Source organism: Lysinibacillus sp. GJ-1 (assembly GCF_021166035.1).
GTDB lineage: Bacteria > Bacillota > Bacilli > Bacillales_A > Planococcaceae > Lysinibacillus > Lysinibacillus sphaericus.
In genome coordinates this window covers 183,554-201,241 of record NZ_CP088912.1, presented here as the reverse complement: position 1 = coordinate 201,241, position 17,688 = coordinate 183,554, and the positions used below count along the sequence as shown (strand labels likewise).

The following is a 17,688-nucleotide window of genomic DNA, read 5'->3' as shown; positions in this document are numbered from 1 at the left end:
CCTATTTGTCGTAAATAAGACGTATTGAGTTTAAAAAAACATCGGACCTTTTTACCTATTCAGCTAAAATATGCATATAAAATCCTTAAGCTATGATAAAATTAAGTATAAAATATAGGAGGTTTGCCCATATGAAACACAAAAGAAACCTAGCCTTGCTTGCACTAGTAGCAGTACCTTCACTTATCTATTCAACACCTATAACGTCTGCCTCAGCTGCTGATCATTCGGCACATGCCAAGACTGCTTACATATATAATAATTACTATAATGCTAACGTTAACAACGTTATCCAGTTGATTTCCAATATTAATGATACATCCTTCTCGTTTCAGCCATACTTAGAAGCTGCACTAAAGGCGTACAATGCGTTAACAGAAACTGAAAAGCAATATGTAACGAATTATGGGACACTATCCAATCATCAACAAACAAGAGTAAGTTATCGTCGACTAGCTGCACAAATAGAAGAAAAATTAGCTTCCGTTGACTCTACTTCTGTTAACTATTATCAAAATGTAATTGAAACGAGAGATTGGTACAATAGGTTAAATGCTGCGCAAAAAACCTTTGTAAGTGAAGCAACCCAAAAAATACTGACGTCAACAATTACACCGAATACTTCTGTTGATAAAGTTGTTAATAAAATTCAATTGTTAAACGCTTCTCGAATTAGCTTCCATAAAGATGTGGCAGAAGCGCGCGCTGAGTATAATGCATTGCGAAAATTCTCCAATGTTGTTTTACCTGCAGGGATTGAAAAACAATTATTAGATGCCGAACAGGTCGTTATATTGGATAAATCCGCAGCGAAGCAAGTAGAAAATACCATTGCTGCCTTATCGCCAAAAACGTCTACAACACAGGATGTCCAAGCAGCAAAAAACGCTTTTGAAGCATTAACACCCGTACAACAACAGCTTGTTCCAAACGTTTGGAAATTAGTAGACTTTGTAAAAGGGAAATATAAACTACCTGAAAATGGTCATACAATCGATACACCAACATTGTCAGACTCGGCAGCAGTACCTGGTAAAAATACACTAATGTCTAAGAGTAGAAGAAACACGTATAAAGCAAAAATTAATGTTGCTGATTCTGAAAATAAAAATGAACGTTTTGTTTTAACAACGAAAGCAAATATGGTTCTAGTCATCCCACCGCTCAATACACTTGTTAATAAGGATTCAGGCGTAATGGATGTTCAGCTGACAAGAAATTTAAATCGCATTACTTTCCAAGCCGTATTAAATAAAAAACCTGTTAAATTTGATGCGAATATTGAAATTATTTTAGAAAATTTACCTGACAATGCTTCCATTGTTCAGCTCAATGAATTCGGTGACCAAGAACCTGTTTCCTATACAGTCAATGGCAATCAATACATTATAGAAACACAAACTTCTGGTACGTTCCAAATTATTAGAAATTAACTTATAGAAATCCCATACCCTGTCTTAAGCGGTGTGGGATTTGTCATTGCAAATAAACCACAATTAAACAGTAAGCCACTAGCATGAATATTAGCTAGTGGCTTTCTCTTTTTATATTTATTGTGTTCTAGGTTGAATTAATACATAATCTAAAGCTGCTGGATCTGTAGAAGCTTTTGCATAGACAATATTTCCATATTTATCTTTCGTGAATAGATAAATTCGTTGCTCTTTTTGGAATACGTTTGTTGAATTTGGATCACTACCTGTTTGAATCGCTGTGAAAGTCTTCGCAGAACTTGCATCAGAAGGTGCTGTAATCTTACCTTTACCATAGGAAACAATTGCTCCCCCAGGAATATACGTAAAGTTATTACTATCTGCTTTCGTAATAACATCCATAACATTATCAGGCGTTAGATTATATCCTGAGTTCAATACAGCGTAGTAATACTGCTGATCCCATGTAATATCGGCATTCAGATTCGCAACAACTTCAACTTTCTTAGAAATATTTAAATTACTTGGGAATTGCGTATCTGGTAATAATGTCGCAGAAGTAATTGTATTCTCTTTTGTTGGATATTTATACTCTGCTCGATCCTTACTAAATGTCCAGCCGCCTTTATCTTTCGCGGCAGCATTGACACTAATATCAAAGCTTTCTTTTACTTCGGTATTAAACTTGATAATGAGCTTGCGAGATTCCCAATCATTTGTACCCGTAACATCTTTCCAGCTATGTGTGTAAGTTGGTGTAATAGGCGTTGTTGTACCTGGTTGAACTAATTTAAAATCAAATCCTGTATCGACAGCCTCTGAAAATGTTACTTCAAATGTTTTGCCATCAATTCGTTTATAGATTGGATCTTCTACCTTTGGTGGTGTTCCATCTGCAAAGAATGTATATTTCATAACACCCGTACCATTTGAACCAGGCGTTAGCGTTATAAGTTTATTTTGCTTCTCATCAAATGTGTAAACTTTTGATTCTGTCCCTTTTTGCACCATCGTGACATTATTATATCGGTCTTTTACTGCTACATATAGCTCATACTCTTGATGTGGCTCAAGCGTTAAAGAAATCTCATTTGTATCTTTACGCATGCTGCTCGTAATTCCCTTAGCCATTACTTCTTCAGGCGTTGTTGGTCCAGGCGTTGGATCGCCAACCTTTCGAAGGACGTAGTAATACGAACCATCCTCATCTGACATAAATTTAAAGGTTGCTTTCCGATCACCTTCCAATATTTTAATAGACGTATTGTCAATAACAGGAGGTGTACGGTCATCAATTACATGTTTTGATTGAATATCCGAGACATTTCCTGAACGGTCTCGCAACACCATATAAATGGAATAGCTCTTAAACGGATCTAACGGCGGAATTGTATTAGGGAGCGGAACTGTCACCTTTTGTTTCCCTAATTGTGCTGGCTTATTGCCACCACTGCCGATAATCGGGATATTTTTGCCCCCTACATTAAATTCTTTTGCATTTAATTGTACAGCTTCGATTAATCGTAGACGGTCATCTCTTGTTAAATTTAAATCGGATTCCATAATTAAATAATGGTAGGTTCCGGCTTTTGTCGCATTAAATTCAACTAGTGTTTGGTCTTTAGCAGCGTTAATAGCAGGTTCTCCGATAATCGTTAAATATGGCCATTCACCATCTTTATGAATATATTCTGCAGTATTGCGCGGAACAGTATTCACTGGTGTATTGTTAATATTTTCGAATTCATTATCAGCAAGGTCTTTTACATTTGGAGATATCGTTACAACCAAGTTATCTCCATTAACGAAACCTGTTAAAGAAGGGATTGTGAATGTTAATCTTTTTTGAGCTTTATTGTATACAACCTTTTCTGGTCGAATTGGCTTTTGTAATCCTTGATTGACAATACCTGTTCCTGTCAGTTCATAGTTTTCAACTTTTTCAGCTGCAATCGGATCTAACTCCTCACTGACCGTTACATAAAATTCATTTTTAATTTCATCTTGTAAAAAGAGCTCTCCACCCACAATATATGGAGGTAGATTGTCTAAAGCACCTGTTTTGAATTCTTTGATTGCTTCTTTTGGAATAGGATCAATTGAATTGTTCCCTGAATCATCCTTCATCACTACAAAAAGTTGATATTCTTGTTCAGGGTCTAATCCTGTCAGCAATCCGGAAATTCCTAATTTACCTGCAAGTGCCTTCCCTTTACCTGTTGGGTTAGCTATTACATCTGCAGTTGTCGGATCTGCGGCAGTTGTCTTTTTACGTACATAGTAGAAGTATTCCCCAGGTTCACTCGCTGTAAATGTAAACTCTGCCCGTGTTCCACCATGTAGAGGGGTTACCATTAGCGATTTTACTGATGGTGGTGATGAATCTTTCATTTGGAACGATTGCGATTTAATATCTGAAGCATTTTTCGCTCCATCTACTACCATGACATAGACAACGTATTCTTTTTTCTCACCTAAATTAGAAATTTTGAACGTATTTTTACCGTTTACCGCTGCACTCGTGCCACTTGCTGCATTATCTGTAGAAATACGATTCACCATTTCTCGTTTGGTTGGTACTTCTACGCCCTTTTCTCGCACAATATAGTAATACGTGCCTACTTTATCTGACGTAAACTCTACTTGAACATCGCTACCATTTAAGACCGTTAACTTGGTAATATCAATTAACGGTTTTGTTTTATCCGCTGGCTTTTGGTTATCAATATCATCTTTATCGATTGGTTTACCGTCAGGGTCAGTAATATTCCCCACATTATCTTTATCATTTAAGAAGTCATCAAAAATATTATTTGGTCCTTCGTCTTTTGGCAGAATTACTTTATCGATATATGTGTAATCACCAATATCAACCCAACCATATGCATTATCTACATAAAGCGTGCCTACGCGACCATCAATATACAGTTTTAAATCGGTATAGCTATTGTAATTTATCCAGTCAATATTGCTATCTCCGTATATTGTAAGGGCTGTTTCTGTATCTAAATTTAACGTACCGATATTACCTTGGATTTCAAACTCACGTACGTTTCCGATAATATCAACACGCGGTAATTTTGTATTTGTTTCAATTTTTGTACCACTTTGCGACACAACAAGTCGTGATACGGTGCTATTGTAAAACTCAATGTGCTTTTCGACATTTTTCATAGTCACTTTGTCTTTTGACCAGTTTTCGAAAGGCTTGTTTTTATCTGGATTTTGATTGGAATCGGTCCAATTTTGAAGATCGCCTGATGGGTTGCTATTAGAGCTTTCATCTTCTGGCTTATCTGGATTTGACCAGTTAATAAATGAAAAATTATTGCTTGCTACACGGCCAATTGCTAATGGCTTATAGTAGGATACATCTAAATGTAAAGGTGGACGAACTGTTTCATTTACTAACATTGTGCCGGTTAGCGTAACATTATCGAACGCAATATAGTTCCCATTGACAACGATTGTGCCACCAAACGATTTATAGTCACCGTCAAACTGTAACTTTCGAGAGCTCGTCCCGCTTGCATTCAACGTTAACTTTGCAACTGAATAAATAGATTTCCCTGAAATATCTCCCTCAATAAATGCACCCTTTAATACATCTGCATTGTATTCATTGAAAATATGTGAAAGGTTTTCAGGTACTGAATAAGGTTCAGAATTTATGTAAACAGTATCATCTTCAACACCAGTAATCTTATAAGTTGATACATTCCCCTTTTTCTCTTGTGAACGAACAATAAAAGAAGCAATTTGACCTCGAGTTACTGCATTGAACGGAGAAAATGTGACAGGTGTTGTTCCTTCTGTAATCTTTAAATCTACTAATGTTTGAATATAGTAAGCATTGCTTGATTGGCTATTAATATCTTGGAAGCTATGATTAAAATTCGATGCTACCTCGAATTTAAAGCCAAGCACTAAAATTTTGGCTAGTTGCCCGCGTGTAATCACTTCATTTGGCATAAATGAGCCATTTGCATAACCAGACATAATGCCTGCATTTTGCAACGCTGCTACATATTTATAATATTCATTGCTCTTTGGTACGTCTCTAAAATAGGGATCTTCTACATTTTTTAAATCTAACTTTAAAACTGTAGCGAGCATTTTTGCTGCTTGACCACGTGTTACATTTTGATTTGGTCGGAATGTTTTATCTGCAAATCCACTAATTGCACCTTGAGCGTATAATTTTAAAATATTGTCATAGTGACTTGAATATTGGTTAATATCTACAAATGGTGAAGTAGCTGCTGCTACTTTTTGTGGTGGTGGTACAACAACAGCAATCCCGCTAGTAGCAAAAACAGTTGCGATCAGTGCTTTGTTCACTTTTTGGATTTTTGTTTTATCCATCTCACTCTTCCTTTCACATCTAATTGATACGCACAAACTTCATTTTCATCATACCCTTTATATCGACAGGTAGATAGCGAACCTTCATAGTATTTCTAAAATAATGGAAGAAAGTCTTGCCCAAATTAAAAAGCCAAGAAGCATCGGTGCTCTCTTGGCTTTAACAAAATATAGGCATACATCATATCATACTTGTTTTGTCATAAGGGAAAGGGGGATAACCTTAAGTCCTGTCAAGTTTGATCAAGAGATGTGTCCCGAATTTACATATCAAATTCATAATAAGCGTGTGTCACACAAGGATGACTTATACTTAAGCTTACCCAACTATTCGTCACATTAATCAAGTACCCTAAAATAAAAAATGTAAACATCATTTTTATGAAAATTCTATCAGTGATTTACTCATCCGTATCAGCATTTCTACCAGCTTTCACTCCCTTTGCACGTCCTCCACCATCTAAATTCTAAATTTTTTTACTTTTATTGTTATTCTGACATATAATTTTCTGATAAATTAATTTATAATGAAAATTAACATAGTCAATCTAATCGTTCATCTGTTATAATACTGATTAAAATAAATAAAATCTGTATTAATACAGAATGGTATAAAGCTTGCTTTTCACACTATGGGGATAATGAGAAAAGCGCTACCAATGCATGTTAAACGACAGCATTGTAGCCTACACAAAAAGGGGTTGGAAGATTTGGGTATTTTAAAGGGGTTAAAAATTCTCGATTTTTCTGCATTACTACCAGGGCAAATGGCGACAATGATTTTTGCTGACCTAGGTGCGGAGGTTATTCATGTAGAATCCTCCAAACGCGTTGACTTAACGCGTATTATGCCTCCCTATGATGAAGATCATGAGGCATATATTCATCAACACTTGAATCGTTCTAAAAAGTCTCTTACATTAAATTTGAAAGCGCCTGAGGCTATAGATATTGTAAAGACACTCGTACAAGAATATGACGTTATCATTGAAGGTTTTCGACCAGGGGTTATGCAAAGACTTGGTATCGGCTATGAAACGTTAAAAGAAGTGAATCCAAAATTGATTTATTGTGCGATTACAGGCTATGGTCAAACGGGTCCGTATAGCAACCGACCTGGGCATGATAATAATTATTTGGCACTAGCAGGGGTGCTCGATTACTCTCGTCATAAAGACAAAAAGCCCGTTTCTATGGGGATTCAGCTAGCAGATATTGCTGGCGGTACGATGCATGCTGCCATCGGGGTACTTGCTGCTGCACTGCACCGTGAAAAAACTGGAGAAGGTCAGTTTGTGGATATTAGTATGACCGATGCGGTATTTTCTCTTAACGCAATGTATGGCTCTGCCTATATCGGCGGCGGTCGTGTACCGCAACCCGAACAAGAAATTTTAAATGGCGGTAGCTACTATGATTTTTATAAAACAAAGGATGGTCGATTTTTCTCCGTGGGCAGTCTTGAGCCACAGTTTCGTAGGTTGCTCTGTGAAGCACTAGATATTCCTGAACTAATCGATAATACGTTTAATGATTCGTACTATACACAAATTCGCTTTAAAGAGGCTGTGCATGATGCCTTTTTATCGAAAACCTACAACGAATGGCTTGAAGTCTTTAATGAAGATTTTGAAGGTTGTGTCGAGCCAGTGTTAACTTTTCCAGAAGCATGCGAGCATCCACAGTTACAAGCTCGTGGCATGATTGTGGAGATTCCGAAAAACGATGGTACGACGCAAAAACAAATTGCATCTGCTTTTAAATTTGATGGCGTCAATCCAGCGTACAAGCATGTTGGCGCAAAGCTTGGTGAACATAACGAAGAAGTACTGACATCACTTGGCTATAGTGCTGAACAAATCAACGCACTTCAAGAAAAAGGGGTTTTAGAGTAAGTAGTGTCAGGCACGCAAACAATTTAAAAAATTAAAATGAGTGTCCAAGTAAGTCATTGTTTGACTTCAGTGGACACTCTTTTGTCTATTACACATACGCACTAATAAATATCCGTAATTGTTCGAAATGGTCTTCAACAAGTAAATATTTTTTATATACTTCGATTAATTTCTCAAATAGCTCAAATTGTTCCGTAACAAAAAGAATTTTGAGTATATTAATCATATGCAATGAAGCGCTTTGAGCGACTAAATAATACGAGCTATCAGGTTGACGATAATGTTGGCGCCATTCTTCTACAGATAGTCCAATATGTTGTAATGAGTTATTAACATGAAGGGCAATATCTTTTTGCACAGATGCCTCAAGAGCGATTAATTGCTCTTTACTGTAGTCTTGCTGTACCAGTACGGCGTTTATTTTTTTATTGGATGCCAGTACATGTTCTTTTAAGAGCAGTAGCCCCTCTTCGTAACGTTCCATTCTGACATACGTATCTAGCAATACCGCATACAAATTTTCTAAATAATTAAGATGATAATTTTTAATAATGGCCGGTGGTGTTGGCTTTCGATTTGGCAGTAAATCCTTATATTCTAGCAAAATTTCGATTGCGTAGTTATTAAGCCGTTCATCTTCTAATAAATATTCACCATAATGAAGAACATTGTCATAATCTCGCTCTTGATGTGCTATATGCAATAAAATATAGGCAATTAAGACCTTTTCTTTCTCTGTTAATGCATACATAGAATAACGCCAATCAGCCTCAAATGAAGTAATTAAATCTTTAATATGTTGATATTGCCCCTCTGACAAACGATAGTGGGTCACAATTTGATAAAGACGTAACTGTTTTTTCGCTAAACAGGAAGAATTGCATTTATCCACATAAGTTATACACTTATCCAGATTTTTTCTGTAATTATGCACAAAGTTATTCACATGTGTATAAGTAATTGCTGAAGATTGTTCAAAATGTCCCATAATTTCATAAATAAATGTGAATTGTTCTAATGGTTTGTGGATAAGCAGTGAATAAACTTTTTTCATAAACAGCCAATGCCAAAATAAATGTTCTTCTTTATAAATCATATGCACAAAATAATCATTTTCAAATTTATATAAATATATCGTTTGTAAGTCATCTTCTGGCAACTGTACCTGCCATCGCTTGCCAAACACAAGCCAGACTAAACGCTCCAAATCCATTGTATGCTGGGCAAAAAGTTGGTCAAAAAAGATTTCCTTCCCTTTTTGAGTGTAAAAAAAGGCATTCAGTCGGTCATTCACATATTTTGTATCCAGGCCCTGCTTAGTGAAAAAAAGTTGTAACGTCGTAGAAACACGTCCCCAATATTTTCGAGCTGTCGAAAATGCAATGTTCATCGCCGCTTCTTCATTCACTAAAAATAATTGTGGTGACAAAGCAGAACCTAATATTTTAGGATCAGCTTGTGCTGTGACCTCAGCCTCTGCCCATTTTGAAAGTAACTTTTCGGCTCCGTTTTCGCCACTTTGTCTATATGTTATGAATAATTGCTCATCACAATCCAACAGCATACAACCAGAGCCCCCCATCAATTTCACGCAACAAAGATCTTCCCCTATCATGGTATAATTCGTTTTTAAATTATTTTTATTCTTTCTTCAATATAACAAATCCTATCCAAGATATGCTAATAAGTTATGAATAAGCACAGACAAAAGAGCTAAAGTGTTCATCAAGACAAACACTTTAGCTCTAATTAGCTATATATACTTACAAAGCTCATTACTTTACATACTAAGGCAAATGAGCGCATCTGACAACTGCTCTTAAGTTGGTAGCCCAGTGCATTGTCTCAGACGGCTCATTGCTGACGCTATTTTATGGAAGCGTCCATTTATTAAATATTTAAAGTGTAAACTGTTTCCAAAATCAGTTTATACTTTACTTCCTAGACAGTAGACGGACAACGAAACAAAATAGTTACACATTTTAATAAAAATTTTTCAAAAAAATTTGTTTACCAAAATTGTGGGTACTTTCTCGTTTGTCGTAAATTATTAATTAGCAAGCCAAAAATGACAATAATCACTGCCCCTATGAATACTGGCATTATTAAATAGCTCCAGCCGTAGCCGCCTAAAATAATGATAATCGGGTTTGCTCCTGCCGGTGGATGTATTACCCCAGCAAGTGCCATACAGAAAATAGTCAAGCCGACTGCAAGACTAATCGAAATAACGCTCGATCCTAACAATGAATACATCGCCACGCCGATAAAAGCTGAAATCATATGCCCACCTATAATATTTCGAGGTTGTGACAGCGGCGCATTCCATACGACAAATACCAGTACACAGCTCCCCCCAAGTGATGCCATTAACCACGGTGTCCCTGTATAGTTTGTTAAACAAAGTAATACAAAGATACATAGTAAACCACCAGCAGCACCTGTTAACGCATCAGCGAAATTAGTTCTAGAAGGAGCATGTCCACCTCCACTCATCTTAGCTAAATATGCTTTTAAACGATGATTTTTTACATCTTTTTCTTGTAAACGTACGAAATCGGCCATAGTCACCATCCTAGAAATCAACTTTATATGAATTGTCATCATCTATACATGTAGAAGCTTTTTCTATTATATCAGCTAAAAATAAGATTTCAATTTCAGAACTTCATATTTTTGACAATGCTGAAAAGTTAAAATAGTAAAGCACGAGCCCAATGTATGCATACATTTACTAGGCTCGTGCCGAGGTATTTAAAATATCGTTTTTGTGGTAAGAGTTTTCATGTTTACTTGTTTTTAATCATATTGCTTTTTAATCGGTTTGTATATTCGTGCTTTTTTTAGCACCGTCTTCGGAACTTGGAATGTTGCCGTAACGACACCTGGATGGCGGCCTATTTCTATGGAACCCGTAATGGTTGCACGATTCATTACTTCTGGCTCAGTCATTTCAAATAGCTTTGCGGCTCTGCTAATTGCATTAGTTGTCGCATCATTTAATGTTGTACCTGTACCCACTATCGAAACAGGGAACACTTCTTCCACCTGTTTGACACCAAATTCCTCCGCAAGTTCGCGGGCTCTACGTTTTTCTTCTTTTGAAAAAGGCTTTGCTGTGTATGGAAGATCTTCTTCATTTGGTAATAATATCGGACCTTCAAGTGCTACTTTTTTCAATACACTTACCTGTAGTTGTACGATTCCTGCGACATCTGTTGTATGTCCAGCAATTTCACCGTCTCCTTGCATGGCATGCATATCACCAATGTACACGCCACCACCTGGTACTTTTACAGGGCAAATAATTGTAGCCCCCTCACGAACACGGCTAATATCCATGTGCCCATCTGTTCGGTGAGTATCTAATTCTGCTTGCGTAAATGCATATTCATGTGGAGCTCCTATTAAAAATGAGCCAAAATCACCAGCATTATGAGAATCTGGCATCGCCTTTGAAGGCGTTGTCCCTAGCTGACCTAAAAATGGTCGCATTCTTGCCATAACGCCGATTAAGTCACTTGGTGCAAGAGCAACGACAGGGTTTTGCACAGAATTTTCAGGCGTGCGCATATAATTTTTTGCATCCAATGCAATACGTCGAGCACCCTCTCGCCCTACGGTTAAACCGATATTCCCCTTTTGGTCTAGTGCCATTGTATAACCATTTGTCATTTTAAATGGCGCAGTTTCAGTATCACAAGTTGAACAGCGTATTGCATGCGGTCCAATACCATCCACTACAGTAGCTGGATGAAGTTTACCACAGCCGGGACATTTTACTGATACGAACGGATCACCGATAAAACGGTCAATTATTGCCTCGTCATGCCCAGATGCCGTCGCAAGTGATGTTACCTGTATAGATTTTATTGTGATAACAATTGCATCGCCTACTTCGGCACCTTCTACAAAGACCGGCTTTGTTACTTCGTGTCCACCACGAATGGTTGGCGTTAACATCGGCCCCCAACACCCTGGTGTCGTATTGGCAATAATTGTGCCACCATTTTTGACAGGACCAAGCATTTTTTGCTGTGGATCTAAAATACCGTCTATGAAATCATTCACAAACAATGTTTCCACAGCTTTAGGCTGCTGAACACTTTCGTCATTTTCTGGTTGATTAGCTTTTTCATGCATTTGTAAATCAGAAATCATGTTTATTCACTCTCCCAATCCAAAAAATTATTTTATGTAGTCTACACAAGGGTAAAAGATAGCTCTCCACTTATACGAGCAGAGAGCCATTATTATTAGTTATTCAAGAACAAATCTACTATGTGAGAAGACTTCATTTAAAGCTTATTGCGTTTACTTGATAGCTACGCATCACTGCGTATACCATTCATTTCGACAGCGAGTTCGATAGTTCCTGCAAATACGAGTAAAACTACACTAAATTTACAATTATCATATCGAAGTATGAGCGGTGCTGGTTAACAGCGTAGTTGTTACTTGTTGCTCCATTCATCGTGCTTCGTCTTTGTCTCACTTTCATTTATAATAAGGCTGATAAAGAAGTAATATTTAACAACAAGACCTTTATTTAAACTAAAAATAGAAAGGGTGTAAGCATCCGATGGCAGAACCAACCATATTAATTGTAGAAGATGAAGCTGATTTAGCCAATCTTCTAAAGGTCAGTCTCCTAAAAGAAGGCTATAAACAAATTCATACAGCTGACTCCATTGAAAAAGCTTGGATAAGCTTTCAACAAACAACCCCCGACATTGTGCTCCTTGATGTCATGCTTCCAGACGGTGAAGGCTATGATTTGTGTCGTCGAATTCGTGAAGTTTCGCATATCCCAGTGCTGTTCTTATCAGCCAAAAATGAAGAAATCGATAAAATATTAGGGCTCGCTATTGGTGGTGACGATTATATTACAAAACCTTTTAGCCCTAAAGAAGTTGCTTATCGTGTAAAGGCTCAGCTACGTCGAGCCGGCTATCAAATACAGGAGACGCCATTACCTGTTGCAAAGGCGATTCAAGTTGGACCATTCGTGCTCAATAGTGATGAAACAGAAGTACATAAAGACGGTACTTTATTAGAGTTAACGGCTAAGGAGATTGGTTTAATGGCTTGTTTTATGCATAATCCTAACCGTATTTTAAGCAAGGAAACATTATTTGAACGTGTATGGAGCGAGGATTTCTTTGGCTCAGACAATACAGTTATGGTGCACATACGTCGTCTTCGTGAAAAGATTGAAGTAGATCCATCTAAACCGGTTTTTATTACAACTGTTAAAGGGCTTGGCTATAAATTAGTTGTGCCAAAAGAGTTACAACGATGAAATGGCGCTTAACAGCACGCTTTTTACTTTCCATCTTATCGATTGTCATCATCGTTATTTTTGTTAATACTGCCATATTATTTGGACTAATTCTCTATCAGCAATTTAACAAATTTAATGATGCTACCGCAGATACCGAGGAAATTTTTGTACGCGAGTTCCAGCAGTATATTGATGTGAGCAATGGGCTTCCTTCTGTCAGTAAAGAAGGGCTTCAACAATTACACCAACGAAATGCTTGGATTCAATTGCTTGATGTAAATGGCCAAGTGACGGATGCTTATTTTGAACCTCAAGAGGCACTTTCTCATTATGCGCCTATTGATTTAATTCAAGTTTATAAATATAAAGAATTCGATGTTGATACAACAGTTTATGTAGGAAGTAAAGATAACATTAACTATTTAATCGGTATTAAAGGCAGTGGCGTTTCAAGATACGTGGTTCATCTTTCAGGCGCATCTACATTACAACTTATCGGAAAGTATGGCTTGCTTATCATTATTGCGGATTTACTAGTTGCAACGCTTGTTGGTTGGTTATTCGGTCGCACGCTCACTAAGCCCCTTTACGCCATGATTGAACGCATTCAGCATTTAAAAAATCACAAACATTTACCTATAAAAGTGCCAAAAGGTCTGTATCGTCCAGTCTTTGAAAATTTAAGTGAAGTATCGAGCGAGTTGGCTGCCCATGAGCAAGAACGCAAGCGTTTAGAGATGATGCGTGAGGAGTGGATTAGTAACGTCTCGCACGATATGAAGACGCCACTTGCATCCATTCGGGGTTATGCAGAGTTATTAAATGATCGGAACTTATCGCCAAGCGATCGAACGGAATATGCCCAAATTATTGAAAAGCAGTCTTTGCATATGCAAGAATTACTAGATGATTTAAATTTAACAATGCGACTTAGACATCAGCAACTTCCGCTAACTTTAACGGAAGTGAATATGGTACAGTTTATGCGCGAAATTGTCATTGACACACTCAATACACCTCCCGATGAGCAAGCAAATATCGACTTTGATGCTACATCAGAGGTTATTCTACATTCTATAGATGAACATTTTATGCGACGGGCTGTAGTGAATTTTTTATACAATGCATTGCTGCATAATCCTCCCGATGTAAACGTACATGTAACGGTTGATACGAACACCATTACTATAGCCGATAATGGTCGGGGCATAAGTGCCGAAGATTTAGCCCATATTTTTGAGCGCTATTACCGTGGAACCAATACTGAGCAAATACAAGGTACTGGACTGGGAACTGCAATTGCACGAGATATTATTGAAGCTCACGGAGGAACCGTAACCATCCTATCTGAAGAGCAAAAAGGAACTACAGTAACTATTCAATTATAAACAATCAAAATGTAAAAGGAGCAGCCCCCATTCTTTATGGACTGCTCCTCTTTATTATTTCATTTGAGCCTGCACTTTTGCTGGCATATCATCAAATTGTATTTCATCATAAGATGTCACTTCATTTTCCTTTTTCACGTAAAGCTTTAAATAGGCGTCCAGACGCAGATTTTTTTGTGCAGAAAATTTCAATGTCATCTCTTCTCCGTTTTCTTTAAATGCCGGTAGCTCATACCAATACGTTTGGAGTATTTGTCCATCATCAGCCTTATATTCTTCCAATTCCCCATCTGAGGTAATATGCACATAGTAAGTATCTTTATTTAAACGATTAAAGTCTACGGTCATAAGTACAATTAGACCTGCCACAAACAGGATAAACAGTGCTCCTATACTAATAAACATCTTTTTCATATTAATTCCCCTGTCTCACAATTTTATAAAACGACCGTACAGTAAAGAGATAATACAAGCCGTAAATGATTGAATAGGCAATCATCCATAATAGTACAGGCTTCGTTATATCCATATTAAATAATTGTGAAAACGCTAGTAGCGCGAAAGCACTGTGTACGATACCGACCACAAGTGGTGCGCTAAATATAACAGCAACCTGTCCTGCGACTGTCTTCAATATTTGCTTACTATTTACACCGATTTTATTTAATACTGCATACTTCGCCTGATCTTCTTCTGCCTCTGTTAACACTTTAAAGTAAATAATACTGCCAGTAGCGGCTAAAAATACAAGCCCTAAAAAACTGCCTACAAATAGTAATGAGCCGACTGTACCTAAACTATCCTCATAGCTTTGAGGAACACTTGAAAACCACTCTTGTTGCTCATTTGATAGTTGTTCATAAATTTCTTTAGACACACTTTGCTGCTTTAAATCATCATCCATAGCAATAAGCTGCATGGTTACCGCTTCGGCATTGGTCGCAGCAAAAACTTGGTCGTTTACGACAAGCACCGTACCAGCTGACATAAAGTTTAGCACACTATCTGTGTACATTTTGTCGATATAAAAGGATTCCCCACTCTGCAATTTAAAGTTTTCACCCGTAAAGTCATGTGAAAAACGTTCATCAAAATTAACATCTAGTAAAATAGCTGAACCATCTGCTATATGCAGTTCACGATTTGTCCCCTGTAATGTCGCTAAACGATTGTAATCGGATTCCTTCAATAATGTATATTCAAAAAAAGCAAATTCATTATCGACACGTAAATTTTTGGCATCAATCGTTTCATTGTATAACACGTTTTGTTGGTCAAACTCTACTGCTTCACCTTTCCACATAAATGTGTTTGGTAACATATGACGCACCGTTGCTTCGGTATTGTAGTACATTCCAAAAACACCACCACCTGCGGTAATCGTTGTAGCACTTAGAATGGCGATGATAGACAACGATTTAGCATTTGCACGTATACGATACAATAGCTGTGAAACACCTATTAAATTTAACCCTCTCCACGACCAAGATGTAGCGTTTTTTAGCGCCGTCAGCACGAACACGCTGACACTATGAAACAATAAGTATGTCCCTGCAATTGTCAAACCTATTACTAGAAGTGGCGTACCAAGAATCGAGAATAATTTCCAAATAGAGCTTGTGAAAATATCTGTAGAGGCTGTGTAATAACTAAATCCAATAAACACTGTGCCCAGTATTGCTGCCAAAAGGGATGCACGGGGAATTTTCTCCCCTTGCTTCTCTGCATGAAACAAGTCGATTAATTTAAATTGGTAGATAACTCTGTAGCCCTGTAAGGACGTAAATAAGAATAGCACCGCAAAAATCCCTGCTGTTTGAAGCACTGCTTCCGGTGTAAATGTTAAATTTGCTACGACTTGATAGCCCATCAGTCGCACTAAAATTGTTACTAGCACTTTTGACATAAAAAAGCCTAGTACAATGCCTAAAATCAATGATAAAAGCCCAATAACTAAATTCTCAAAAAAGAGCATTAATCCTATTTTTTGCTTACGTACACCTAATAGTGAATAGAGTGCCACTTCTTTTTTCCGCTTCTTCATAAAAAACGAATTGGAATACGCGATAAAAATCACAATGAAAAATAACAGTACAATCGACGATGCACTCATTAGTCCTTTAATTTGTTGCGACATATTTGTTGAAGCCGCAAGCTCATCATTGTATTTTAACGTGACAAATGTAAAGTAAATGACGATGCTAAACACCATCGAAGCGATGTATAAAAAATAATTCGACAAATTGCGCTGAATATTTTTGCGCGCCAAGCTAAATAACGTCATTTACTCCACCTCCGATGCCTGCAAGCACCTGTAATATCTCCTGAAAAAACTGCTTTCTCGTTTGTATCCCACGATGAATTTCCTTAGATAGCTGCCCATCTTGTATAAAGAGAATGCGTTGACAGAAGCTTGCTGCAAACGCATCGTGTGTAACCATCATGATGGTTGCGGCATGGGATTGATTTAAATCACTTAAACTTTCGAGTAAATCTGTCGCTGATTTTGAATCGAGTGCTCCTGTTGGTTCATCAGCGAAAATAAGCTTCGGTGCTGTTACTAATGCACGAGATGATGCTGTTCTTTGCTTTTGACCACCTGAAATTTGGTAAGGATATTTTTCAAGTAGCTCACTAATGCCAAATAACTGTGCAATACGCTCTACCCGTATAGCAATTTCCTTCTGTGGTACCTTTGCAATGGCAAGTGGTAGTACAATATTTTCGCGCACGGTTAATGAATCGAGCAAATTATAATCTTGGAAGATAAACCCTAAATTATCACGACGAAAATCTGCTAATTGCGTATCTTTCATATGCGCTAAATTTGTATTACCTATCACAATATCGCCCGTTGTTGGCGTATCAATGGTTGCTAAAACATTTAAAAGCGTCGATTTCCCTGCACCAGAAGGTCCCATTACACCGACGAACTCACCTTGCGCTACTTCAAATGTTATATTTGCTAGTGCTGTAAATGTATTCGCGCCTTTGCCATACGTTTTACCTACATTTTCTACTTTTAATAATGGCGTCATATACGCTCACCTCTTTCTGATTACAGTATACGACCCCAAACTTACAGCAAAATTGTCGCAAGCTTACAGCAACCTTAACTTTATCCATTACAAACAAAGGATTCATACACAAAATGTGCATGAATCCTTTGTTTTGTTTACGTTGTATTCATCTGTTCGCGGGTATTTCTCTCTACTTCGCGGGTATTCATACTTTTTCCGCGGGTATCACCCTCTATTTCGCGGGTATTCATACCTTTTCCGCGGGTATCACCCTCTATTTCGCGGGTATTCACACCTTCATTG

Annotated in this window: 11 protein-coding genes; 4 read left to right on the top strand and 7 right to left on the bottom strand. The window is 37.4% G+C overall.

The annotated features are described in order from the left end of the window. Nucleotides 1–131 precede the first annotated feature (131 nt). Complete coding sequence (locus LO754_RS00920; protein ID WP_231785399.1) at nt 132–1,433, top strand: hypothetical protein; 1,302 nt, start codon at nt 132–134, stop codon at nt 1,431–1,433. Nucleotides 1,434–1,550: 117 nt separating this feature from the next. Here LO754_RS00920 and LO754_RS00915 read toward each other — a convergent pair whose 3' ends face one another. After that, nucleotides 1,551–5,798 carry an S-layer homology domain-containing protein gene (locus LO754_RS00915; RefSeq protein WP_231785398.1) on the bottom strand — a complete coding sequence of 1,416 codons (4,248 nt, stop codon included), beginning with the start codon at nt 5,796–5,798 and terminating at the stop codon, nt 1,551–1,553. 710 nt (nt 5,799–6,508) lie between these two features. Between LO754_RS00915 and LO754_RS00910 the strand changes: the two genes are divergently transcribed. After that, entirely contained in the window at nt 6,509–7,693 is a 1,185-nt protein-coding gene (locus tag LO754_RS00910) for a CaiB/BaiF CoA transferase family protein (RefSeq protein ID WP_231785397.1), read from the top strand. Between the two features lie 88 nt (nt 7,694–7,781). Here LO754_RS00910 and LO754_RS00905 read toward each other — a convergent pair whose 3' ends face one another. From LO754_RS00905 to LO754_RS00895, 3 genes are all read right to left on the bottom strand, one after another. Further along, the gene (locus LO754_RS00905; protein ID WP_024360756.1) at nt 7,782–9,257 is read right to left on the bottom strand and encodes a hypothetical protein; all 1,476 of its coding nucleotides are present in this window, start codon (nt 9,255–9,257) and stop codon (nt 7,782–7,784) included. A 446-nt stretch (nt 9,258–9,703) separates the two neighbouring features. Further along, nucleotides 9,704–10,258 (bottom strand): HPP family protein, encoded by a 555-nt coding sequence (locus tag LO754_RS00900; RefSeq protein WP_024360757.1) that lies wholly within the window; start codon nt 10,256–10,258, stop codon nt 9,704–9,706. Between the two features lie 234 nt (nt 10,259–10,492). Beyond that, nucleotides 10,493–11,836, bottom strand: a complete 1,344-nt coding sequence (locus LO754_RS00895) for an acetamidase/formamidase family protein (protein WP_402834685.1) — start codon at nt 11,834–11,836, stop codon at nt 10,493–10,495. A 439-nt stretch (nt 11,837–12,275) separates the two neighbouring features. Between LO754_RS00895 and LO754_RS00890 the strand changes: the two genes are divergently transcribed. Both LO754_RS00890 and LO754_RS00885 read left to right on the top strand, forming a co-directional pair. Beyond that, nucleotides 12,276–12,995, top strand: a complete 720-nt coding sequence (locus tag LO754_RS00890; RefSeq protein WP_024360759.1) for a response regulator transcription factor — start codon at nt 12,276–12,278, stop codon at nt 12,993–12,995. After that, nucleotides 12,992–14,365 carry a sensor histidine kinase gene (locus LO754_RS00885; protein WP_231785396.1) on the top strand — a complete coding sequence of 458 codons (1,374 nt, stop codon included), beginning with the start codon at nt 12,992–12,994 and terminating at the stop codon, nt 14,363–14,365. Before LO754_RS00890 ends, LO754_RS00885 begins: the two co-directional genes overlap by 4 nt. A 54-nt stretch (nt 14,366–14,419) precedes the next feature. Here LO754_RS00885 and LO754_RS00880 read toward each other — a convergent pair whose 3' ends face one another. Genes LO754_RS00880 through LO754_RS00870 form a run of 3 tightly spaced genes read right to left on the bottom strand, consistent with a single transcriptional unit; the run spans nt 14,420 to nt 17,403 of the window. Further along, nucleotides 14,420–14,779 (bottom strand): YxeA family protein, encoded by a 360-nt coding sequence (locus LO754_RS00880; protein ID WP_024360761.1) that lies wholly within the window; start codon nt 14,777–14,779, stop codon nt 14,420–14,422. 1 nt (nt 14,780) lies between these two features. Continuing rightward, nucleotides 14,781–16,649: an ABC transporter permease gene (locus tag LO754_RS00875; RefSeq protein ID WP_231785395.1), complete on the bottom strand. Its 1,869-nt coding sequence runs from the start codon at nt 16,647–16,649 to the stop codon at nt 14,781–14,783. After that, the gene (locus tag LO754_RS00870; protein ID WP_024360763.1) at nt 16,636–17,403 is read right to left on the bottom strand and encodes an ABC transporter ATP-binding protein; all 768 of its coding nucleotides are present in this window, start codon (nt 17,401–17,403) and stop codon (nt 16,636–16,638) included. The genes LO754_RS00875 and LO754_RS00870 overlap by 14 nt, the downstream gene beginning before the upstream one ends. Between the last annotated feature and the right edge of the window lie 285 nt (nt 17,404–17,688).

Excerpts from the sequence above, each read along its gene's own strand:
- LO754_RS00920 (WP_231785399.1), top strand. The coding sequence starts at position 132 with ATGAAACACAAAAGAAACCTAGCCTTGCTTGCACTAGTAGCAGTACCT.
- LO754_RS00915 (WP_231785398.1), bottom strand. The coding sequence starts at position 5,798 with ATGGATAAAACAAAAATCCAAAAAGTGAACAAAGCACTGATCGCAACT.
- LO754_RS00905 (WP_024360756.1), bottom strand. The coding sequence starts at position 9,257 with ATGCTGTTGGATTGTGATGAGCAATTATTCATAACATATAGACAAAGT.
- LO754_RS00900 (WP_024360757.1), bottom strand. The coding sequence starts at position 10,258 with ATGGCCGATTTCGTACGTTTACAAGAAAAAGATGTAAAAAATCATCGT.
- LO754_RS00895 (WP_402834685.1), bottom strand. The coding sequence starts at position 11,836 with ATGCATGAAAAAGCTAATCAACCAGAAAATGACGAAAGTGTTCAGCAG.
- LO754_RS00890 (WP_024360759.1), top strand. The coding sequence starts at position 12,276 with ATGGCAGAACCAACCATATTAATTGTAGAAGATGAAGCTGATTTAGCC.
- LO754_RS00885 (WP_231785396.1), top strand. The coding sequence starts at position 12,992 with ATGAAATGGCGCTTAACAGCACGCTTTTTACTTTCCATCTTATCGATT.
- LO754_RS00880 (WP_024360761.1), bottom strand. The coding sequence starts at position 14,779 with ATGAAAAAGATGTTTATTAGTATAGGAGCACTGTTTATCCTGTTTGTG.
- LO754_RS00875 (WP_231785395.1), bottom strand. The coding sequence starts at position 16,649 with ATGACGTTATTTAGCTTGGCGCGCAAAAATATTCAGCGCAATTTGTCG.
- LO754_RS00870 (WP_024360763.1), bottom strand. The coding sequence starts at position 17,403 with ATGACGCCATTATTAAAAGTAGAAAATGTAGGTAAAACGTATGGCAAA.